Source organism: Pontibacterium sp. (genome assembly GCF_964228735.1).
In the GTDB taxonomy this organism is placed as follows: domain Bacteria; phylum Pseudomonadota; class Gammaproteobacteria; order Pseudomonadales; family Balneatricaceae; genus Pontibacterium.
Genome location: NZ_CAXRBQ010000058.1, coordinates 1 through 20,250, shown reverse-complemented (window position 1 = coordinate 20,250; position 20,250 = coordinate 1). Strand labels below are relative to the sequence as shown.

Below are 20,250 nucleotides of genomic sequence, written 5' to 3'. Positions count from 1 at the left end.
GGAGAGCGTCTGCCTTACAAGCAGAATGTCGGCAGTTCGAGCCTGTCTACGCCCACCACTAAGGAGCGGTAGTTCAGTTGGTTAGAATACCTGCCTGTCACGCAGGGGGTCGCGGGTTCGAGTCCCGTCCGTTCCGCCACTCTTAACCTTCGGGTTGAGGACTCTTTCACAATGTACCGTGAGAGTTTTAATATGGTCAGCCTTAGTGGGCGTATAGCTCAGTTGGGAGAGCGTCTGCCTTACAAGCAGAATGTCGGCAGTTCGAGCCTGTCTACGCCCACCACTAACTCCTTCTTTTTTCTTCTGTTTTATCTTCCTCTTTTGCTTCAACTTCAGTTTTTCTCTGTTGTGATTTTCGGCTGTTCGAAGTAGTCTCACTGTTTCCCATCTGTAACTTTTTATACTCATTCGTTGACGCGTTCGCTCATGGAAAGAGGTTGCCTGTGTCTATTGGTTTCAAAAGCATGAACATGATTGATAGCCAGACTCTGATCGATTTGTGCCCGGATCCCATCATTGGTGTGGATGCGAAAGGCATGATCAATCTGTTCAATACCGCTGCAGAACGCTTACTGGGTTATGACTCGGCGCAGGTTGTAGGCGCTTTGCATATTGCTGAGATTTACACCAGCTTTGAGCACGCGAAGGAAATAAAACGGCTCATGGACAGCGATGAGTACGGTGAGCGTGGCTTTATCGAAGGTTACGAGACGGTCCTGAAGAGCAAGTGGGGGCGTGAGATCCCAATTCGCTTGTCGGCATCGCTACTGGAAGAAGATCATGGTGTTGCTGGCAGTGTTGGTTTCTTCCATGACATGACCGATCGTAAGCGTCTGGAAGAGAAGCTCAAGAAGCAGTCGATCACCGATGAGCTGACCGGGTTGTATAACCAGCGCCACTTTTACGGTGTGCTGTCTGTGGAGATGGATCGGGCAGAGCGTTATCAGACGCCGCTGAGTCTGGTCTGTGTCGATCTGGATAACCTGAAGCAGGTGAACGACCAGTTGGGACACCTTGAAGGGGATCGTATCCTGCGGGATGTCAGTCGGGCGCTGCAGGAGTCCTGTCGCAGTGTGGACGTATGTTTCCGCTACGGTGGAGACGAGTTCATGGTCTTGCTGCCCCAGACCGACTGTATCGAGTCCGCTCAGTTAGCCGAGCGTATCCGTCGTCGTTTTAACGAGATCTGCAGCTACAGTGTTGATTTGGGCAATAGCGTGATTATCAATGCGTCCCTGAGTTTGGGGGTGACAGACACCCTGGGCGATGAAGATGTAGATCACTTTATTCAGCGTGCAGATCTGGCGATGTATGAAGCTAAGAATGCGGGCGGAAATCGTACGATGATGATTAAGCGGCAGGTGGCGGATAAGGTAGAAGCGGAGATGTAACGCGAGGTTACATCTCGGTCGGATCGTCAAACACTTCGTCGTCATCGTAGTCTTCGACATATAGATCCAGCAGCTCTTCAGTGTAGTCTTCCATCACTTTTCTCTTCTCTGTTTAAGTTTGTGCCCGCAAAAATATGAGATTTTGATTACCGTTGTATGACGTTGATCTGCTTTTTGGCGTAAACGAAGGTTAGATAATGTCGTTTATAGATCCCTCCCAATCCATTCGCCTTGACCCACTTCCTCTCTCTATCTGCAAACAACATCAGATAACCCTTCACTTGTTGCGCCTGGACCTTATTCACCCTCTGGTGAGTGGTAACAAGTGGTTCAAGTTGCGTTATAACCTGCAGCAGGCCAAAGCATGTGGCGCGTCGCAGGTGGTCAGCTTTGGCGGTGCCTTTTCCAACCATCTTCATGCACTGGCCTGGGCTGGCAAGCAGTTGGGCATTAGGACGGTTGGCGTTGTACGGGGCGAACCGGAGTATGCGCAGAACCCGACGTTGAGTGATGCTGCTGGCTGGGGGATGGAGTTGAAGTTCGTCAGTCGTGCTGAGTATCGCCAACGGGATGATGCCTTGTATCACAAAGCACTATTGGCATCTTATCCGGGTGCGGTCATAGTGCCCGAGGGCGGATCTAACGCACTTGCGGTAAAAGGCTTTGAGGATCTGTTCGAACACCCCTGCTGGCAGCACGTGCCTAATCCAGATCTGTTGGTCTCGGCCTGTGGTACCGGTGGCACGCTGGCAGGCCTGATCGCGGCAAGACCGGCAACAACCAATGTACTGGGTATTCCGGTCCTGAAAGGCGCCAACTTTCTTTATGCTGACATTCAGCGCTTGCTAGAGGAGTCCGGGGCTGGTCCCGTTGGAGGTTGGCAGCTGGATCTGGACGGTCATGAGGGTGGTTATGCCAAACTGAGTGCAGATTTGGTTCAGTTTATGCGTGATTTCTACGCAGAGACAAATATTGAGCTGGATCCTGTTTACACCGGTAAGATGATGTTTCGCTTACATAAATTGATCGCTCAGGGTACATTCAGGGCCGGAACTTCAATAGTTGCAGTTCATACCGGTGGACTGCAGGGGCGACGGGGCTTTCTTGCGCGCGGTCTTATATAATTGCCGCCAGTGAGCATCAATAACGGGACAGCATTGGAGAACAGATGGATTACTTTCGTAATATCGGGCTGATCGGACGACTGGGCAGCAAACAGGTGATCGATACGATGAAGCACCTGATTCGCTTTCTTGGTGAGCGTGGCATTACCTGCGTTCTGGATCAGCGCATTGCTGAGGTGATGCCAGGCCATGGCCTGCAGGTCAGCAAGCAAAAGATGATGGGCGAAATCTGTGATCTGGTCATCGTCGTAGGCGGTGATGGCAGTTTGCTGGGGGCTGCGCGTTCGCTGGCGATGTCCCACATCCCTGTATTGGGTGTGAACCGGGGTAACCTGGGCTTCCTGACCGATGTTGCACCTTCAGAGATCGAAGAAAAAGTGACCGAGGTCCTGGAAGGTAAATACACCGTTGAAAGTCGCTTTCTAATCGATGTGACTGTTAAGCGTGATGGCGTCCCGATTGGTGAGGCGACTGCACTGAACGACTGTGTGCTGCACCCGGGTAAGGCGGCACGTATGATCCAGTTCGAGCTCTACATTGAAGGACAGTTTGTTTACACCCAGCGTTCTGACGGTTTGATTGTCTCTACACCTACCGGTTCGACTGCATATGCGTTGTCTGGCGGCGGTCCAATCATGCATCCGAAACTGGATGCTCTGGTGTTGGTGCCGATGTTCCCGCATACACTGTCCAGCCGCCCGATTGTGGTAGACGGTAACAGTGAGCTGAAGATGGTGATCGGTGAGCAGAACGAAACCTACCCGACCATCTCCTGTGACGGTCAGCACCATATCAACTGTGCACCGGGTGATACCATCACCATCCACAAGAAACCGCACAAGCTGAAGCTGATCCATCCATTGAACTACGACTTCTACAGCACCTGCCGCGAGAAACTCGGCTGGGGTACGAAGCTGGGAGACTGATGTGGCGGAGCGGTTACAAGGATATGATCTGATAGGTGACGTGCACGGTTGTGCGCTGAGCCTGCAGAAGCTGTTAGAGAAGCTCGGCTACAGTAAGCAGGGAGGCATCTACCGTCACGCCACTCGGAAGGTGATCTTTCTGGGTGACATCGTGGACCGTGGTCCCCGTATTCGCGAAGCGCTGCATATCGTGCGTGATATGGTAGATGCGGGCGAAGCCCAGATCGTGATGGGCAACCACGAATACAACTACCTCTGTTACCTCACGCCGGGGCGCCCGGATTCCGGAATGCCATACCTGCGTGAACACACGGCGCGACACCGCCGTATTCTGAATGAAACCCTGGAGCAGTTCGAAAACCATCCTCAAGAGCAGGCCGAGTTCCTGCGCTGGATTCGCGAAATGCCTTTGTTTCTCGAGTTTGATGATTTCCGCGTGGTACACGCCTGCTGGCATCAGCCGCTGATTGATCGCTTTCTGGCGCAATACCCGGATCGCGTTTTGACCGATGACTTTCTGCACCGTTCCTCCCACCAGGGAAGTATGGAGTGGACACTGATGGATCGTCTGTTGCGTGGCACCCACCTGCGTTTACCGAACGACGAACTGATGATCAGCAAAGATGGCTTTAAGCGTCGATTCTTCCGAACCAAATTCTGGTCTCAGAGTCCGTTGTACTATGCTGACGTAGTTTTCCAGCCTGATCCGCTGCCAGCGCATGTGGCGCGAATGGAGCTGACCGAGCAGGATCGCGAGGATCTGTTGCACTACGATCTGGACCAGAAGCCGCTTTTTATTGGCCACTACTGGCGCGATGGCGAACCTGCCCCGATTACCAGTAATATCGCCTGCCTGGATTACAGCGCGGTTAAATTTGGTAAATTGGTCGCTTACCGATACGATGGCGAGCAAGAGCTGCGTAAGGACAAGTTTATCTGGGTCGATGTGCTCAAAGAGATTTCCGAGCCTGCCTAGCACTTAATAGGCCCTGCTGGGCGAGACTCGGTAGTTCCCCAGGAAGAGGTCATCATGATCAAAGTGCTTGAGGTATCACTATCAGAAGACCTCACCGAATTTGCCGAATTTCTCTGGCAGAACGAGATTCCCCATCGCATCCTTGAGCGCGATGGGACGCAGCAACTCTGGGTATCGCCCACCATCGACGGCGAAAAGATCCTCTCCCTCTATACAATGTGGCAGCAGGGAACCGATCTGAGCACAATCGAAGTGCGCCATGCCCGACCTCGACGCGCGGGCCGTGTGGGTGGCTGGCAGCGTGTCTGGCTTACTATGTCGCTGATTCTGATGAGTCTGGGGATCACCTTCCTGATCGGTATGGGCGACAACTTCGAATACTTCCGACTGTTTACCATGACTGATCTGGTGCAGAAGGGGGATCAGTACTTCACCACGTCCCTTGGCACGACACTTTCCAACTTCGAACTCTGGCGTCTGATCAGTCCGATCTTTGTACATTTCAGTCCGCTTCACATTCTCTTCAACCTGCTATGGGTGTGGGTTGTGGGCAGTCGGATTGAAGTGCTGCAGGGGCGTATCGCACTGTTGGGATTGGTATTGTTCTCTGGCGTGCTTTCTAATCTGGCTCAATTTTACGTCAGTGGACCGCTGTTTGGTGGTATGTCAGGGGTGGTTTTTGCATTGCTGGGGTACTCCTGGTTCTGGGATCGCCGCAATCCGCATCAAGCCTTTGGGCTGCCACCGGCATTGATGGGGCTTATGGTTGGCTGGCTCGCTCTGGGTTATACCGGTGTTCTGGAAAGCATGGGATTTGGTGCCATTGCCAATACCGCGCACCTGGTGGGGCTGCTGGCCGGTTTGGCGTTTGTGCCGTTGGGTGAGCTGATTACCGGTGCACGTCGTACACGCTGACTTGAGCTTTGATAAGTGCCAGCGCCGTGGATGTGGTAAACTGCGCCCATTGGCAACAGGAGAATCATAAGATGACCTATGAAGAGCTGATTGCAGCGATGACCCCAGAAATGCACGCTTCCCTGAAGCAGGCGGTGGAACTGGGCAAATGGCCGGACGGCCGACGTCTGAGCGATGAGCAGCGCGATATCTGTATGCGCGCCGTTATTGCCTACGATATGGAAAAACTGCCCCCTGAAGCACGTGTGGGATTCATCGATCGCACCAAGCAGGACGGCTCCCAGCACGGGGAAGACCCGCTGGCCCCTCAAACACTGAAAATCCTCACTGACGCGGACTAATCCCTCTATATGCAAGAGCTGGCACGTGGCATTTTGCAAAAAATGCGCACCGAACTGGCCGACACTGTGCAGTACCGTTTGCCATTGGGTGACGAAGAGATCCCGATGAACGAGCTGATTGGCAAGCCGATCCTGCTGCAGTACCTGGGTGCAATTAACTGCATCCATTGCGGTCGAAAAACCAACAAGAGTTTTAACCAGGGATACTGCTTTCCCTGTTTCAAAAAATTACCCCAGTGTGACCGCTGTATGGTCAGCCCGGAGACCTGTCACTTTCACGAAGGCACCTGTCGTGATCCGGCGTGGGGTGAGCGCACCTGTTTTGCCGAACATTATGTGTACCTGGCGAACTCCTCCGGCGTGAAAGTCGGCATTACTCGTGGTACCCAGGTACCAACCCGTTGGCTGGACCAGGGCGCTATTCAGGCGCTGCCGATCCTGCGCGTGGAAACCCGTCAGCAGTCTGGCTTTGTTGAACGCCTGATCGGCGAACACGTGGCGGATAAGACCAACTGGCGTGCGATGTTGAAGGGGCAGGTGGACGAGCTGGATCTGAAAGCAGAGCGTGATCGTTTATTTGAACTCTGCGCCGATGGCTTGTTACAACTTGAGCAAGAGTATGGTTTGCAGGCAATTCAGCGCCTGCCGGACGCCGAGCAGATTGAGATCAACTACCCGGTTTTGAACTATCCTCAGAAGGTGTCGACTTTCAACTTCGACAAGACCCCTGAGGTGAGCGGTGTGCTGCAGGGTATCAAAGGGCAGTACCTGATTCTCGACAGCGGTGTGATCAATATTCGCAAATTTACAGCCTATCAGGTGGCGCTTAGCGCCTGATCACGGAAGTTAGACGATGTCACAGGAACCGAACGTAATTTATCTGAAAGACTATCAGGCCCCGGCTTACCTGATAGAGAGCACTGAACTCCACTTCGAACTCTTCGAGCAGGATACGCTGGTGCGTACCCGCATGCAGGTCAAAGTGCACCCGGATTTTGGCCCGGGTGTGCCGCTTGAACTGTTTGGCCACGAAGAGCTGGAGCTGTGCCGTATTGCCATCAACGATCAGGTACTGTCCGACGCGGACTACCAGCGTGACGGCGAGAAGCTGATCATCAACAAGGTGCCAGCGGCGTTTCAGCTGGAAACCCTGACCAAGATCCAGCCGCAGGAAAACACGGCGCTAGAAGGCCTCTACAAATCCGACGGTATGTTCTGCACCCAGTGTGAGGCGGAAGGGTTCCGTCGTATCACCTTCTACCCGGATCGCCCGGACGTGATGTCCGTGTTCCGCACCACCGTTGAAGCAGACAAGGCACAGTATCCGGTACTGCTCTCCAACGGTAACCCGGTGGAGCAGGGCGAAAGCGAAGATGGTCGCCACTGGATCACCTGGGAAGACCCGTTCCCAAAACCGGCCTACCTGTTTGCGCTGGTTGCCGGTGATCTGGAATTCATCGAAGACAGCTACACCACCATGTCTGACCGTGAAGTGAAGCTGCTGATCTACGGTGAGAAGAAGGATCTGGATAAGCTCGAGTACGCCATGAGCTCCCTGAAGAACGCGATGCGTTGGGATGAGGAAGTCTATGGCCGCGAATACGATCTGGATATCTACATGATCGTGGCAGTGGACTTCTTCAACATGGGCGCCATGGAGAATAAAGGTCTTAACATCTTTAACACCTCCTGCGTACTGGCACATCCGAAGACCACTACCGATGCTGCGTTCCAGCGCGTGGAAGGTGTGGTTGCACACGAATACTTCCACAACTGGTCCGGCAACCGTGTGACCTGCCGTGACTGGTTCCAGTTGAGCCTGAAAGAAGGCTTTACCGTATTCCGCGATGCCGAGTTCTCCGCAGACATGAACTCCCGCACCGTAAAACGTGTGGAAGATGTGTCTCTGCTGCGTACTGCACAGTTTGCGGAAGATGCAGGCCCGATGGCGCATCCGATTCGTCCGGCGTCCTTTATTGAAATCTCCAACTTCTACACCCTGACCATTTACGAGAAAGGTGCGGAAGTAGTGCGCATGATCCACACCCTGCTGGGACCGGAGCAGTTCCGTGCAGGCAGTGATCTTTATTTCGAACGCCACGACGGTCAGGCGGTGACCACCGATGATTTCGTACAGGCGATGGAAGATGCCTCCGGCCGTGATCTGAGCCAGTTCCGCCTCTGGTACAGTCAGGCGGGCACACCGGAGCTGAAGATCACCGACGAATACGATCCGCAGGCACACCGTTATGTGTTGCATGTGGCTCAGAGCTGTCCGGCAACACCGGGTCAGGAAACCAAAGAGCCGATGCACATCCCGCTGGCGATGGGGCTGCTCGATCCTGAAGGCAACGACATGCTGTTGGCCAACGGTGATACCACGCTGGTGCTGGATGTGACCGAAGCGGAGCAGAGCTTTACCTTTGAAAATATCCAGGCACGTCCGGTGCCGTCGTTGCTACGCGGTTTCTCTGCGCCGGTAAAACTGCACTACCCGTATCAGCGTGACGAACTGGTGTTCCTGATGGCGAATGACAGTGACGGTTTCTCCCGCTGGGATGCAGCGCAGAAACTGGCAGTGGACATCATGCAGGCGCTGGTACACGACTACCAGAACGACGTTGTCCTGAAGCTGGATAGCCGTCTGGTCGATGCCTACCGTGCGGTGCTGGAAAACAGTGCGCTGGATAAGGCGATGGTTGCCAAGGTGCTGAGTCTGCCAACCGAGGCTTACCTGAGCGAGTTGGCAACGGTGATCGATGTTGAAGCGATCCACCATGTACGTAACTTCGTGCGTAAAGAACTGGCGCTGGCCCTGGAAGAGGTGCTGCTGTCCGTCTACGAAGCCAACAACACCGGTGGTGAGTACTCACCTGATGCGGCTTCCATTGCTCGTCGTAGTCTGAAGAACCTGTGCCTGTCCTACCTGGTGGCCACCAATGAAGCGCGTTATGTGGCGCTGGCAGAGGAACAATACGCCGAGGCAGACAACATGACCGACCAGTCGGCTGCGCTGTCCATCGTGGCACACTCCCGCTTCAAGCAGACGGCGCACAAGCTACTGGAACGGTTCTACGATCAATGGCAGGATGAAGCACTGGTGGTAAACCAGTGGTTTGCAATCCAGGCCACCAATCCGGAACCTGGTACGCTGGCTGATGTCGAAGCCCTGATGCAACATCCTGCGTTCGATATGAAAAATCCGAATAAACTCAGGTCGTTACTGGGTGGATTCTGTGGCCAGAATGCGATTAACTTCCATATGGCGGATGGCAGCGGTTACCGCTTCCTGGGCGATCGTATTCTTGAACTGAATAAACAGAATCCGCAGGTGGCATCACGCATGCTGACACCGCTGACGCGTTGGAAAAAATATGATGAAGCGCGTCAACAGCTGATGAAGGCTCAGCTTCAACGTATCCTGGATAGCGGTGAGCTATCCAAAGATGTGTATGAAGTGGTGAGCAAAAGTCTCGCGTAACTGATAGCGGACTTTAGTCGGGGGGACGCCTCCTCCCGGCTTGGTTATACTCAAACAACAACATAAAACATTCGCAAGGATGGACAATGGAACACTATCTTTCGGCGGCAGATAAATACGAAATTCAGCAGAACTTTCGTCGTTATATTCGTTTAAAAGAGCGCTTTGATGCAGCTCGTGGTGCATACGTAACCTCTCGCTCTAGCAAGGTTTGGGTTGCAGGTATTATTGCTCTGCTGTTTGCACTGGCATCCAACTTCTTCCTGGGTGTTGCAGCAGGCCTGTTCGGCGTTTACTTCTACACTATGGTTCGCAGCTGGTTGCAGATCAACGAAGCGGAAGAGGGCGTAGAAGAGCTGGATCGTTGGTTTGCAGGCAAGAAACTGAAATTTGAAGGCAGCATCCTGTACTTCAACACCGATGAGATGCTGGAAAACCCTCTCGATCCGTTCGACGAAGGTTGCTATCAGTAATTAAGCGCTGGTAGGGCCTGTCTTTCCGGAGGCTCTGCATGCAACGGAAAAGTAAACCCGGTATTCAGAAAGAGTACCGGGGGCTCACTCAACGTACTCGCTCGCTCCTTCGTGTGTCTGAGGGGATGAACGTTGATTTCAAACGCGAGGTCAGCGGCATCAAAAGTCGCGACCTCGTCGCATTCGCCAACACGCCACTCGGTGGCACCATTCTGGTTGGCATCGACGAATACACCGATGCTGAAGGCGTTCAGCGCGGCCGCGTAGTTGGCTGTGATGTGGACGACAATGCCCGTCTGGTGATCGTCAACAAAGCAACAGACTGCTTCCCAACGGTTGAGCTGGCGATCTTTGTCGAGAACGTCGCGAAAAAACCAATCCTGCGTATCGAAATTCCCCCCGGGCACTACAAACCCTACTGCACCCAGCGTGGAGAGTACTGCATCCGCTCCGATGCGCGTGTACGTGCTTTGTTTCCCGATGAACTCTTGGCAATCTTTATGGACCGGGAAGGGGAGCAGTTTATCTCCCGCTTTCAAGATGCGGTGCATCAGCTGGAGCAACAGGTTGGCTCTATACGTCACAGCCTGAGTGCCGGTATGCTGGAAGTCAGTGGTCACATACATGATCTGGATGAGCAGTTCAGGCGTACCACCAGTCGCATTGGTCAGTTAACTGACAGTAACAAGAAGCGCTCCCGTGACCTGCTGCAAACGCTCAAAGAGAGTCGTGACAGCCTGATGACACTGGAGCAGCAGATCATGTCAGGTACAGCCAATGGCAACCGTATCGACATGCTGGAGGAGATCCACGCGAACCTCGGCATGTTGGTTGATAATCTGGATATAGAATCCAACGGAGACAGTTGAGTTGATCCCATTGCAAAACCGCCGGGCCTGGATCTTTGATCTGGACGGCACGCTTACACAACCTGTGCATGATTTCCTGCATATTCGCCACGAGCTGGGTATAGAGCCTACCGATGATATTCTGGCCACCATCGCGGCCCAGCCTGACGACAAACGTCAGGTGATGACGGAGCGCCTTGATCAGCTAGAGCACTACTATGCTGCGCAGGCGAAACCTGCACCGGGTGTACGGGCCTTGCTGGAGCACCTGGCTGAATTGGGTTGTGAGATGGGTATCCTGACGCGTAACACCAGAACGATTGCCCTGGAGTCTTTGGCGGCGATTGGCGCAGAGGGATTCTTTAAGGACGAGTGGGTGCTTGGGCGAGATGAAGCGCATCCTAAGCCGGATGCTCACGGGATTACGCTACTGCTCAACCATTGGCAACGCCAGCCTGACGAAGCGGTGATGGTGGGTGACTTCCGTTATGACCTAGAATCAGGACGTGCTGCGGGTACCTTTACCGTGCATGTGGATGACAGCGATCGCCACTGGCCTGATCTTACCGACCTTCGGGTTCCCTCCTTGTATGAACTCACGCATCACCTTAAGCACGTTTGAAGCTCTCGTGTTCCCGTCACATAAATTTCACCGGTCTATCGTGAAATCCGCGTAAAACGAACTAAACTGAAAATCCGCCTTCAAAAAACAGCTGGAAAGCAGCGCTGAGTTACCGGAGCGTTGCAGGTCGTATGACCGCCAATTTGGAGATTTTGAGGCGTTGAGCGGTAAGCTGTGGGTGAAGTAACTAGCTGATTAAAAAATATTCACTTGTAAATCAGTTGCTTAGAAGAAAGTAGAAAAAAATAGAAAAAAAACACACTTTTTTTGGAACTAATCAGGCACATGGCTTACTAACAAAACAGTGAATTTGATTTCGTTTTGCCCGGCACCCCCTTCAGTCGGGTAAATTGTGCGGACCGACTTGTCCGCACTGTGTTCTAAACCGTCGATTTGGCCCGCCTTGTGCGGGCATTTTTCTTTCTGAATCCTGCCTAAAATATACACAGTCCTATAAAACTGAGGGCATGGCTTATGCTGAAGGCTTTGCTGATTGATCTGGACGGTGTGATTTATCAGGCAGGTCAGCCCGTCCCAGGCGCCATCGAAACGCTGGATTGGTTGGATCACCAGAGCATCCCCTATCTCTTTGTTACCAACACTACGTCACGTCCGCGTGATGCCATTGTGGCGCGTCTGGCTGCGATGGGAATTCAGGTGAAGGCCGACCAGATCCTCACGCCGGTGATTGCCGTTGCCAACTGGATACGCCAACAGAATGCTGAACCGCTGGCATTGTTTATACCCTACGAAACCCGTACTGATCTGTCTGAATTTCAACAGGTGGCAGAAGGGGGCGAGACAGGTGCGAATACGGTCGTTGTAGGTGACTTGGCGGATGGCTGGAGTTTTGACGTGATGAACCGCGCCTTCCGTCTGTTGCTATCTAACCCTGAATGCCAGCTCGTAGCGCTTGGGATGACACGGTACTGGCGCACAGAGTCCGGACTGCAGCTGGATGTTGGACCGTTTATCAAAGCGCTGGAGTTTGCCGTAGACCGTTCAGCACTGGTATTTGGTAAACCTGCAGAGGCCTTTTACTCTCAGGCGCTGGCGATATTGGGTGTTCGGGCGGAAGAAACGCTGATGATTGGTGATGATATCCGCGGTGACGTAGGTGGCGCACAGGCAGCGGGCCTTCAGGGCGCGTTGGTGAAGACCGGGAAATTCCAGAAAAGTGACCTCGGCGGTGATATAGTGCCTGACGTTGTGTTGGAGTCATTCGCGTCGCTGCCCGACTACTGGGTGACTCAACATTAGAAGTTAGCTCAACACATTGAGGGAGTTGTCTGGTGCTGAACTATTCCGAAGCATGCGAACGCAACAAAGAGGTCATTCTGCAGCTATTGCAGCAGTATATGCATGACCGCAGCCTGGTGCTGGAGATCGGCAGTGGTTCAGGACAGCATGCGATTCATTTTGCCAATGCGCTCTCTCACCTGAAATGGCAACCTTCAGACCTTCACTTTAATCTGCCTGCACTGGCCGAGAACCTGGCGGAATACGCGCCGGCTAACGTACTCTCGCCACTGGAACTGGACGTTATCGAAGATACCTGGCAGTTGCCGGTCGAACCGGATGCCGCTTTTACCGCAAACACCCTGCACATTATGGATGAGGTCTGTGTGGAAGCGTTTATTCGTGGAATCGGGCAGGTTTTACCCGTAGGTGGCTGTTTGTGCGCCTATGGCCCTTTTCGTTATGACGGCTGTTATACCAGCGAGAGCAACGCCCGTTTTGATCTATGGCTTAAGCAAAGGGATTCGCGCAGTGGAATTCGGGATTTTGAAACGATTGTGGGTTGGGCAGAAGAGGTGGGCCTGATCTGTGAGCAAGATCATGATATGCCCGCAAATAACCAATTTCAGGTGTGGCGTAAAGTGACTTGAAGGACGGATCTGTAACCTGCTTGAAAAGGCGAGATTGGTCAGTTCCAGAAACCAGGCTGATTGGTATCAGCTAAAAGAGATCGTCCCTGATACCCTAGCAACGTTTAGCAATTCCTCACCGATCTCCTTGTCCGACTACGTTGATGCATGAACCACAGGCACGATAGCGCCGACATCAAACCAATTTCCACGGACAGACTACTATCTGTCTGACTACCTAGGTCTTCGCACAGACGACTACTCTACTGTCTGACAGCGTAGCGAAGGACCACAGACGACTACATACTGTCCGACTACGTAGGAATTTGGTTTCTGGCGCTAACTGCCGCGCCCGACTACTTAGGCTCTGCATCACAGACAATGGATTTCCGGGGGAGTGCTTGTCCCTCCCAGTTTCCCCATCAACGTTGTGAAACCACGCGACCACATCCTAACTACTTACCGACTACAAACTTCCAGTAACAGGAGACTACAGAATCGTGGTGGTTAACCCGGGTTCCCGATTGATATCATCCGACAGACTGACTGGATACAAACGACTACGGAACCTGGAAGTGTTCTGTGTTGGATTTTTTGCTTAAAAAACAATCATTAGTAAGCTGTAAAAAATCTGGAAGTAATCATACAGAAATATGGTAAAAAAACTACACCCTAAATAGCTGTCTCAACATTTTGTTTGAAAAGATTTGTAAAGTTTTGATCTCGCTCAATATGACATTTGTGACTAATTTATCATTTAGGTCGTAAATGTAGAGAATATGTGGAATTTATAGCTAAATTCGAGCGAAAGTGAGGATTCTTATAGCTTTTGAGGTGGTCGGATACCTTTATCGTGGAGTTATATCAAGTTAAACAAATTTAATACTTGTTTTAAAATGACCGTTTAATCACTAACCTTGATCTACTGATTATTAATCAGATGTATTGTTAGATTCATTGGAGAATCGGTTAGATTTTGTCGGTGCTTTTTATGGGATATATACGGCAAGGCGTATCTGAATATGCGATTAAGGCCTGTGCGTAGCGACAGGCACTTAATAGGCAGGGAGCGGGGGATTGCAGAGGCTTGTGTGGGTTAGAGCTTCAGGCGCAACGTGTCACCCTTCTGAATCATCTCCAGGTGCTGCATAAAGCTCATTCCCAAGAGAACGGTTTCGCCTTCCATATAGGGATTAATATGCGCCCGCATGTCATTGAGGGTGATGCTGCCCAGCGACACGCTATCGAGGCGAACGTTGTGCACGGTGATAGAGCCATTCGCGGTGCTCACCTGGCTGCTGCCACGGGGATTAAGATGCATACGATCCGCTACGGCTTTAGGGATGCTGATTGAGGTTGCCCCGGTATCCAGCATAAAAACAACCGGCGTATTGTTGATCAGGCCTGGGGCTACATAGTGTCCGTATGCGTTGCGCTTGAGAACCACTTCACCGGCCTGGTTGCTTTGAGTAGCCAGGTGCTGGTTGGGATTGTGTTTTTTATCTAACACGCCGCCGAAATAAACCGTCATACCAGCAAGCAGCACCAGCCAAAAACCATAGGTCATCAGGTGGGCCATAAAACGGCGGCTTGAATCTGAGTCTTGCATATATACAGTTATCCGAAACTACCAGAGCTTACCAAGCTGTGGATTAACCCTATCCACTGGTCAGGTTGTAGTTAATCTTGTACATCAGCAGGTCTTTATCGATCGGTTTGATCATCACTTCGCTGATGCCCATTTTAACTGCATCCATCACTTTATCCTTATCGCCCTTTTTCGCGAGCGCCATAATCTTAGTGTTCTGAAGTTTCGGATGGTTCTGTATTCGTGAAATAACGTGCAGCGCACTCATATCCGGCAGTGTCAGATCGATCAAAATAATGCGCGGCTGACACTGCTCCATCATCTGCAGTGCCTGGGCTGCGTTGCTGGAAACGTTGGGTGTAAACCCTGACTCTTCCAGATGGGTCGCAATCTGCATCAAGTCTTTTTCTTCATCCTCAACGACCATGATGCTGACGGCCGCAGGCTGAGACTGCTTAATCTCATGCTGGATACTGGATTTGTGGTTTTCGCTTGATGCCACCAAGTCATTAAGCAATGAGCCAACCTGTTCTTTCGCATGCTGCTTTTCGGTCTCCAGTTTTGGCATCAGGGTTTGAGTAGCGTGCTCATCAATAATGGCATTAACCGATGTCGCACAGATGTTTGGATTGTTCGGCTGCTCCTTCAGCATCCGCTCTTTGATCGCTTCCATGGAGAAAGAGACCGTCGTCATCAACCGCTCCAAAGTCTCCTGGTTGAGATCCATAAGCTCTTTGCCCGAGCTGGCGACCTGGTCGAAATAGCTGCAAACCTCTTCCAAAGACATCGACTTGGATCGCTTGAGTGAACCGCTGGAAAGCAAACGACGCATTGTGCGCAGGCGCAAAAGAATGTGATGCGGATCGTACAGCGGCTTACAGATAAAGTAGTCGTTGAAGATATCCTTGTTGCAGATATTAAAGGCGTTCTGCACCTCCTCCTTGTTGCACAACACAATCGTGGCCGCGATTTTGTCTTCGATGGTGCGGTCGTTGCGGATCATGTGCAGGAAACAGACCTCCGCTTCCTGTACACTGCCGTAGCCAAAGAGGACAACATCAATCGCCTTGGTGTTAATCGCCTCAACAGCCTGTTCAGCGCTGGATACCACAAAAAAAGAGCTGAAATGGCGTTTAATCAGGCGAATAATGGTTTCTAGAGGGGCTTTGTCATTGGTGATTAGCAGTACAGAGAACTTATTCGGACGACTCATGGCTTCCTTCTCCGGTCTTTATCGTTCCGGTCGTGCGTGAAATTTTTGGGAAAGATCCCAAAAAACGCTTCAGACGCTCAGACTTAGATCGCTGAACCTGGATGGTGACTTCCTGCATCACAGAGGGAGCGTCGGTAACTGCTTTTTGTATTAACAATCTTGATAAGTTGTTGAATAAGATATCTAAAAATATTCAAAGATTGTTTGTTCAGTAAACATAGCTTATCAGTACATTTTTGCAATGCGGAGACAGGACTCCGTCGGATATTTTTATGCAGATTTGGGTAGATGCGGATGCCTGTCCGCGCGTAATTAAAGATATTTTGTTTCGTGCAGCCGAACGCACAGAAACCAAGCTGACACTGGTGGCAAACCAGTATCTGCCAACACCGCCGTCGTCACTGATTACAGCAATTCAGGTGCCACCGGGTTTTGATGTGGCCGACAACACTATCGTACAGAAGTTGGAAGCCGGTGATCTGGTGATCACTGCAGATATTCCACTGGCGGCCGAAGTGATTGAGAAGGGCGGCTTAGCACTGAACCCCCGTGGCGAGATGTACACTAAAGAGAATATCCGCCAGCGTTTGTCCATGCGTGACTTTATGGACACGCTGCGTAGCTCCGGCATTGATACTGGTGGACCGCCAGCGCTGAACCAGCAGGATCGTCAGCTGTTTGCTAACAAGCTGGACCAGTTTCTGGCGAAGCACAAACGTAAGCAGGGATGAAGGAAGGTCACGTGACCTGAGCCCCGGCCTACGCTAGGCTTAAAATCTCTGAGTAGTCGAAGTGGGCAGTTAAAGAGAGCAAAACGATGAAACAGGCACATAAACATATGGGAAGAGCGATCTATCTGATGATAGGTCTGGTCTGCCTGTTGGCCGGTTTTATCGGTATTTTCCTGCCGTTGCTACCGACCACACCATTTGTGCTGCTGGCGGCCTACTGCTTCTCCCGCAGCTCCGAAACTCTGCATCAGAAACTGCTCAGCCATAAACTGTTTGGCCCGATCATCGATGAGTGGGAACAGCATGGCGTGATTCCGCTGAAGGTGAAGTGCTTCTCCAGCACCATGATGCTGGTGATGGTGAGCTATCCGTTGATCTTCCGTGAATTTGACCTGTGGCTGAAAATGCTGGCTGTAGCCGTGGTGATTGTGGCGCTGGTGTATGTCTGGAGCCGACCATCGGTACCCGCTACAGAGGTTGTGACGGTTAAGTCCAAATAGATCCAATTAAGTACAGATCAAACTAAAAACGGGCCACTGCAGGCCCGTTTTTTTATCTCTTTGTCGTATAAATCAGATCAGCTCGACCTTATCGCCGAGCTGAATGATGCCTTCGTTGCGCGGAATGATGTTCTGACCAAAATCCACTTCGCCCTTGTCGTTGCGGCGGTAGGTGGCTAAGGTTTTCAGTGGTTCGCTCTTGGCAAAGCGCTCCAGTGTGTCTGGATTGTAAGTGGTCATTACGCAACGGGTGCAAGGTTTCACCACATCAAAGATCACCTCACCAACCTTGATTGCACTCCAGTCATCCTCTGCGAACGGGTCGCAGCCGTTGACCACGATGTTCGGGCGGAACTGGCGCATATCAAACTGGATACCTGCACGTTCGCTCAGGTCTGCCAGGGAGGCCTCGGAGATCAGCAGCAACGGGTAACCATCGGCAAACGCCACCGGTTTGTCCGGGAAGCGGGGTGTACCACGCTCGGACTGGTCGCCGAAGTAGAGCAACTGACATTCGATATCCAGCTTGTTGCTGAACCACTCATCAAACTGCATGCCACACAGCTGGGCGTTGATCTCGGTACCCCATACGTTCACCTGGCGGTAGTTCTGGAACAGCTCAGGGATATGTACGGTGATACTGTCGCCATCCGGTGCCACGATATGCAGCCCATCCGGCAGCAGGGCGGTGCGGAAATGCAGCAGCTGTGGGTGTTTACGTGCGGAGATAAAGTCGCCATCCAGATCCGACAGGATAAAGCGACGGTCGAAACTAAGGCCGCTCAGGTCGACATAGCTGCGATCCAGTGTGATTCCTGCGGTGGATTTAAGCGGGTAAACATGGATCGATGAAAGGCTGACGTCTGACACAATGCGTTCTCTTTAGCAGGCCTGATAAACACCCGTTAGTAGGGCAGCGAGCTGGTGATCATATCAAGGCGAATCCGAAACTTCTCCCCCGCCTGATTTTCAGCAATCAGATGTTCCTCTTTGTTGCTGTACTCCAGATCGAGAAAGCGCAGCTTTTCCGTCCGGTTTTGGTCATCGTCCTGCCAGGTAACCTCATGGATCGCTTTGCGCATGCAGGCCAGTTCATAGCCATCGTGCACTTCGCAGTTGATGTGTTTGTAGTCTTGCATTGCTGTACTCCCGGTGGACGTTGGTCACGCAAGGTTGAGACCCGTGTATACCCGAAAGGGTTCCGGAATTACATATCGTAGGAGAGAGGTTTGAAGGTACGAAGTGAGTAGGGTGTTGGGCTAACGCACAGGATTTATCTCAACCGGTGAGTGACATGGAAGGGGTACCGGTTGGTGATAAGGCGAAGCCCAACAGGGTGGAGTTGGTTAGCTTGCTGCTGCTTGTAAGTGCTTGCTTACAATCGCCCAGGCATCACGGCCACGGGCTTTGAGATCTGCCAGCAGCTCCGCGTTAAAGTCCGCGCTGACCGCCTGCTGGTAGGATTCACGTACGGTAACACGTTCCAGCCAGTCCTGAACCGCCGGAAAACCTTCCAACATCTGCAGCCAGTCAAACTGGATCACCGTCTGGAAGTAAGGTGCTGTGGCGCAATCGCTGATACCGAACATGTCACCGCTCAGCCAAGGCTGGTTTTTCAGAGTCGCTTCCATCTGCACAATGGTGTCGTGGTACACCTTCACCGCACCGGCTACATCCGGCGCTTCCAGTCCCTGGGCCAGCAAGCGACGCTGGCGCTCACGGCGGGGTGCTTCTGGGATCTGGTTGATCAGCTTCTGTTGTTCCTCTTCGCTTTTCGCCAGGAGACCCGGTCGCATAACCAGCGGCCACTGCAGCGCGCCACAGGACGGGTGTAGCTTGTTGTCGATATGCTTAAGCCATACTCGCATCTTGGCGATCTGGAGTGGGTCAGACGGGCGTAATGGTGTCTGCGGGAAGGCATCTTCCAGATACTCACAGATAACGGAGGATTCGATCACCGGCTGCTCGTTATGCACCAGCGTGGGTACAACACCCAGTGGATTCAGCGCCAGATACCAGCTTTCCAGGTTCTCTTTGTTGGCCAGGTCTACCGGGCGGGCGGTCCAGGACAGATCCTTCTCGGCCAGCACGATACGGACCTTCTGGGCGCAGGGCGACATGATGTTGGTGTACAGGGTGATCATTTGCAGACCTCCTTTGAAATGGGTTGTAAGCACTGATTTCAGTCTATGGCTGTAAAAATGCAGAGGGAATGGCTATAACTGCAGTATCGAAATGCAAAAATGCAGACCATGAACTGGAATGACCTGAAATACCTGCTGGCACTGAGTCGTCTGGGCACCCTGAGTTCGGTGGCCAAAGAGACCGGTGTCGACATGACCACCGTATCGCGGCGGCTGAAAGCGCTGGAGCTGGCGCTGGGTGCCCAGCTGTTTGAGCGTGTGGATAACCGTTACCTGCCCACAGAAGAACTGCAGCGGGTGATGGACCGTGCCGAGCAGGTGGAGCAGGATATCGGGCGCTTCCGCAACGAATTGTTAGGCCAGGATGAGGATCTGAGCGGGCGGGTCACCATCACCTCGGTGCATACCTTTGTAAATGGCTACCTGCTGCAGCGATTACCCTCGTTCTATGAGCGCTATCCGGAGATTCAGCTGGATATTGTGGCGGACAGCAGCCAACTGGACCTGGCGCGACACGAAGCGGATATCGCCCTGCGTATGGGGCGGCCGGAGCAGGCCAGCATCGTCACGCGCAAGGTGATTGATCTGCACTATGCAGTGTACGCCCACCGTTCCTGGCAGGGCAGCGGCCAGCGGGTATCTGATATGCCCTGGATACTGTTTAAGGAACGTTATCAAAACCTGCCCGAAGCTCTTTGGCAGCAGGAGCATTACCCGGACGTAAAAGCGCGTCTGCTCTGTAACGTGGGCATGGCGATGATGACCGCGGTAAAAAGTGGCCTCGGCGCTGCCTGCTTACCCTGTTATATGGTGGGCGATGATCCCGACCTGATGCCGCTTACCGATCCCTTCGAGCTGCGCGCCATGTGGTTGTTAATACACCCCGAAAAGCGTAATCTGGCGCGCATCCGGGCCTTTATCGACTGGCTGGAAGAGCAACTGGAACAAGACCAGTGGCTGTTCCAGGGCAATGCCCCAATCCAAGACGAACCGTAATTTACCCACAGCGCAGAGTACCCCATGGATCTAAACCCGCAGATGCTGAAAAAGATGGCCACCATGAAAATGCCGTTCGGCAAGTATCAGGGCCGTGTGCTGATGGACCTGCC

22 protein-coding genes and 2 tRNA genes are annotated in these 20,250 nt (G+C 52.5%); 19 read left to right on the top strand and 5 right to left on the bottom strand.

Going from position 1 to position 20,250, the window contains the following annotated elements:
• The first annotated feature begins 62 nt into the window (after positions 1-62).
• From ACEQ15_RS06280 to ACEQ15_RS06210, 15 genes are all read left to right on the top strand, one after another.
• Positions 63-139: transfer RNA gene (locus tag ACEQ15_RS06280), tRNA-Asp, on the top strand.
• Between the two features lie 68 nt (positions 140-207).
• A tRNA-Val gene (locus ACEQ15_RS06275) sits at positions 208-283 on the top strand.
• Positions 284-443: 160 nt separating this feature from the next.
• A complete protein-coding gene (locus ACEQ15_RS06270; RefSeq protein WP_370278231.1) occupies positions 444-1,391 on the top strand; it encodes a diguanylate cyclase in 948 nt (315 codons plus the stop codon).
• A 197-nt stretch (positions 1,392-1,588) separates the two neighbouring features.
• Positions 1,589-2,515, top strand: a complete 927-nt coding sequence (locus ACEQ15_RS06265) for a 1-aminocyclopropane-1-carboxylate deaminase/D-cysteine desulfhydrase (protein WP_370278230.1) — start codon at positions 1,589-1,591, stop codon at positions 2,513-2,515.
• A gap of 44 nt (positions 2,516-2,559) precedes the next feature.
• Complete coding sequence (locus tag ACEQ15_RS06260; RefSeq protein WP_282356270.1) at positions 2,560-3,441, top strand: NAD(+) kinase; 882 nt, start codon at positions 2,560-2,562, stop codon at positions 3,439-3,441.
• Between the two features lies 1 nt (position 3,442).
• Positions 3,443-4,417 carry a metallophosphoesterase gene (locus ACEQ15_RS06255; RefSeq protein ID WP_370278228.1) on the top strand — a complete coding sequence of 325 codons (975 nt, stop codon included), beginning with the start codon at positions 3,443-3,445 and terminating at the stop codon, positions 4,415-4,417.
• Between the two features lie 54 nt (positions 4,418-4,471).
• Entirely contained in the window at positions 4,472-5,332 is an 861-nt protein-coding gene (locus tag ACEQ15_RS06250; RefSeq protein ID WP_370278226.1) for a rhomboid family intramembrane serine protease, read from the top strand.
• 71 nt (positions 5,333-5,403) lie between these two features.
• Positions 5,404-5,673 (top strand): YeaC family protein, encoded by a 270-nt coding sequence (locus tag ACEQ15_RS06245; RefSeq protein WP_370278225.1) that lies wholly within the window; start codon positions 5,404-5,406, stop codon positions 5,671-5,673.
• A gap of 9 nt (positions 5,674-5,682) precedes the next feature.
• Positions 5,683-6,510 (top strand): DUF2797 domain-containing protein, encoded by an 828-nt coding sequence (locus tag ACEQ15_RS06240; RefSeq protein ID WP_370278224.1) that lies wholly within the window; start codon positions 5,683-5,685, stop codon positions 6,508-6,510.
• Positions 6,511-6,526: 16 nt separating this feature from the next.
• Positions 6,527-9,154: an aminopeptidase N gene (gene pepN, locus ACEQ15_RS06235; protein WP_370278223.1), complete on the top strand. Its 2,628-nt coding sequence runs from the start codon at positions 6,527-6,529 to the stop codon at positions 9,152-9,154.
• A gap of 86 nt (positions 9,155-9,240) precedes the next feature.
• Positions 9,241-9,627: a hypothetical protein gene (locus ACEQ15_RS06230; RefSeq protein ID WP_370278222.1), complete on the top strand. Its 387-nt coding sequence runs from the start codon at positions 9,241-9,243 to the stop codon at positions 9,625-9,627.
• A gap of 38 nt (positions 9,628-9,665) precedes the next feature.
• On the top strand, positions 9,666-10,496 hold the full coding sequence (locus ACEQ15_RS06225; protein ID WP_370278221.1) for a helix-turn-helix domain-containing protein: 831 nt from the start codon (positions 9,666-9,668) through the stop codon (positions 10,494-10,496).
• A 1-nt stretch (position 10,497) separates the two neighbouring features.
• Positions 10,498-11,097, top strand: coding sequence for an HAD family hydrolase (locus tag ACEQ15_RS06220; RefSeq protein ID WP_370278220.1), 600 nt, complete (start codon positions 10,498-10,500; stop codon positions 11,095-11,097).
• Between the two features lie 474 nt (positions 11,098-11,571).
• Complete coding sequence (locus tag ACEQ15_RS06215; RefSeq protein WP_370278219.1) at positions 11,572-12,357, top strand: TIGR01458 family HAD-type hydrolase; 786 nt, start codon at positions 11,572-11,574, stop codon at positions 12,355-12,357.
• Positions 12,358-12,389: 32 nt separating this feature from the next.
• Positions 12,390-12,986 (top strand): DUF938 domain-containing protein, encoded by a 597-nt coding sequence (locus ACEQ15_RS06210; protein ID WP_370278218.1) that lies wholly within the window; start codon positions 12,390-12,392, stop codon positions 12,984-12,986.
• A 1,075-nt stretch (positions 12,987-14,061) separates the two neighbouring features.
• On the opposite strand, the gene ACEQ15_RS06205 is transcribed toward ACEQ15_RS06210, so the two are convergent.
• Complete coding sequence (locus ACEQ15_RS06205; RefSeq protein ID WP_370278217.1) at positions 14,062-14,574, bottom strand: TIGR02281 family clan AA aspartic protease; 513 nt, start codon at positions 14,572-14,574, stop codon at positions 14,062-14,064.
• Positions 14,575-14,623: 49 nt separating this feature from the next.
• A complete protein-coding gene (locus tag ACEQ15_RS06200) occupies positions 14,624-15,766 on the bottom strand; it encodes a response regulator (RefSeq protein WP_370278216.1) in 1,143 nt (380 codons plus the stop codon).
• A 272-nt stretch (positions 15,767-16,038) separates the two neighbouring features.
• On the opposite strand from ACEQ15_RS06200, the gene ACEQ15_RS06195 reads away from it, so the two are divergent.
• Positions 16,039-16,497 (top strand): YaiI/YqxD family protein, encoded by a 459-nt coding sequence (locus ACEQ15_RS06195; RefSeq protein WP_370278214.1) that lies wholly within the window; start codon positions 16,039-16,041, stop codon positions 16,495-16,497.
• Positions 16,498-16,583: 86 nt separating this feature from the next.
• Positions 16,584-16,997, top strand: a complete 414-nt coding sequence (locus ACEQ15_RS06190) for a YbaN family protein (RefSeq protein ID WP_370278213.1) — start codon at positions 16,584-16,586, stop codon at positions 16,995-16,997.
• 72 nt (positions 16,998-17,069) lie between these two features.
• Here ACEQ15_RS06190 and ACEQ15_RS06185 read toward each other — a convergent pair whose 3' ends face one another.
• From ACEQ15_RS06185 to ACEQ15_RS06175, 3 genes are all read right to left on the bottom strand, one after another.
• Positions 17,070-17,867 (bottom strand): MOSC domain-containing protein, encoded by a 798-nt coding sequence (locus ACEQ15_RS06185; RefSeq protein WP_370278212.1) that lies wholly within the window; start codon positions 17,865-17,867, stop codon positions 17,070-17,072.
• Between the two features lie 35 nt (positions 17,868-17,902).
• On the bottom strand, positions 17,903-18,136 hold the full coding sequence (locus ACEQ15_RS06180) for a Rho-binding antiterminator (protein WP_370278211.1): 234 nt from the start codon (positions 18,134-18,136) through the stop codon (positions 17,903-17,905).
• A 207-nt stretch (positions 18,137-18,343) separates the two neighbouring features.
• Positions 18,344-19,141 (bottom strand): glutathione S-transferase family protein, encoded by a 798-nt coding sequence (locus ACEQ15_RS06175; RefSeq protein WP_370278210.1) that lies wholly within the window; start codon positions 19,139-19,141, stop codon positions 18,344-18,346.
• A gap of 99 nt (positions 19,142-19,240) precedes the next feature.
• Here ACEQ15_RS06175 and ACEQ15_RS06170 point away from each other — a divergent pair, with 99 nt between their 5' ends.
• Both ACEQ15_RS06170 and ACEQ15_RS06165 read left to right on the top strand, forming a co-directional pair.
• Positions 19,241-20,137 (top strand): LysR family transcriptional regulator, encoded by an 897-nt coding sequence (locus ACEQ15_RS06170; protein ID WP_370278209.1) that lies wholly within the window; start codon positions 19,241-19,243, stop codon positions 20,135-20,137.
• A 24-nt stretch (positions 20,138-20,161) separates the two neighbouring features.
• Positions 20,162-20,250, top strand: an 89-nt coding sequence (locus ACEQ15_RS06165) for a putative quorum-sensing-regulated virulence factor (RefSeq protein WP_370278232.1), incomplete at its 3' end; no start/stop codon positions are given.

Bases quoted from the DNA above. Each gene is read 5' to 3' on its own strand.
- ACEQ15_RS06250 (WP_370278226.1), top strand. From the start codon at position 4,472: ATGATCAAAGTGCTTGAGGTATCACTATCAGAAGACCTCACCGAATTT.
- ACEQ15_RS06170 (WP_370278209.1), top strand. From the start codon at position 19,241: ATGCAGACCATGAACTGGAATGACCTGAAATACCTGCTGGCACTGAGT.
- ACEQ15_RS06180 (WP_370278211.1), bottom strand. From the start codon at position 18,136: ATGCAAGACTACAAACACATCAACTGCGAAGTGCACGATGGCTATGAA.
- ACEQ15_RS06205 (WP_370278217.1), bottom strand. From the start codon at position 14,574: ATGCAAGACTCAGATTCAAGCCGCCGTTTTATGGCCCACCTGATGACC.
- ACEQ15_RS06260 (WP_282356270.1), top strand. From the start codon at position 2,560: ATGGATTACTTTCGTAATATCGGGCTGATCGGACGACTGGGCAGCAAA.
- pepN (WP_370278223.1), top strand. From the start codon at position 6,527: ATGTCACAGGAACCGAACGTAATTTATCTGAAAGACTATCAGGCCCCG.
- ACEQ15_RS06240 (WP_370278224.1), top strand. From the start codon at position 5,683: ATGCAAGAGCTGGCACGTGGCATTTTGCAAAAAATGCGCACCGAACTG.
- ACEQ15_RS06190 (WP_370278213.1), top strand. From the start codon at position 16,584: ATGAAACAGGCACATAAACATATGGGAAGAGCGATCTATCTGATGATA.
- ACEQ15_RS06265 (WP_370278230.1), top strand. From the start codon at position 1,589: ATGTCGTTTATAGATCCCTCCCAATCCATTCGCCTTGACCCACTTCCT.
- ACEQ15_RS06225 (WP_370278221.1), top strand. From the start codon at position 9,666: ATGCAACGGAAAAGTAAACCCGGTATTCAGAAAGAGTACCGGGGGCTC.
- ACEQ15_RS06245 (WP_370278225.1), top strand. From the start codon at position 5,404: ATGACCTATGAAGAGCTGATTGCAGCGATGACCCCAGAAATGCACGCT.
- ACEQ15_RS06195 (WP_370278214.1), top strand. From the start codon at position 16,039: ATGCAGATTTGGGTAGATGCGGATGCCTGTCCGCGCGTAATTAAAGAT.
- ACEQ15_RS06230 (WP_370278222.1), top strand. From the start codon at position 9,241: ATGGAACACTATCTTTCGGCGGCAGATAAATACGAAATTCAGCAGAAC.
- ACEQ15_RS06175 (WP_370278210.1), bottom strand. From the start codon at position 19,141: ATGATCACCCTGTACACCAACATCATGTCGCCCTGCGCCCAGAAGGTC.
- ACEQ15_RS06200 (WP_370278216.1), bottom strand. From the start codon at position 15,766: ATGAGTCGTCCGAATAAGTTCTCTGTACTGCTAATCACCAATGACAAA.
- ACEQ15_RS06215 (WP_370278219.1), top strand. From the start codon at position 11,572: ATGCTGAAGGCTTTGCTGATTGATCTGGACGGTGTGATTTATCAGGCA.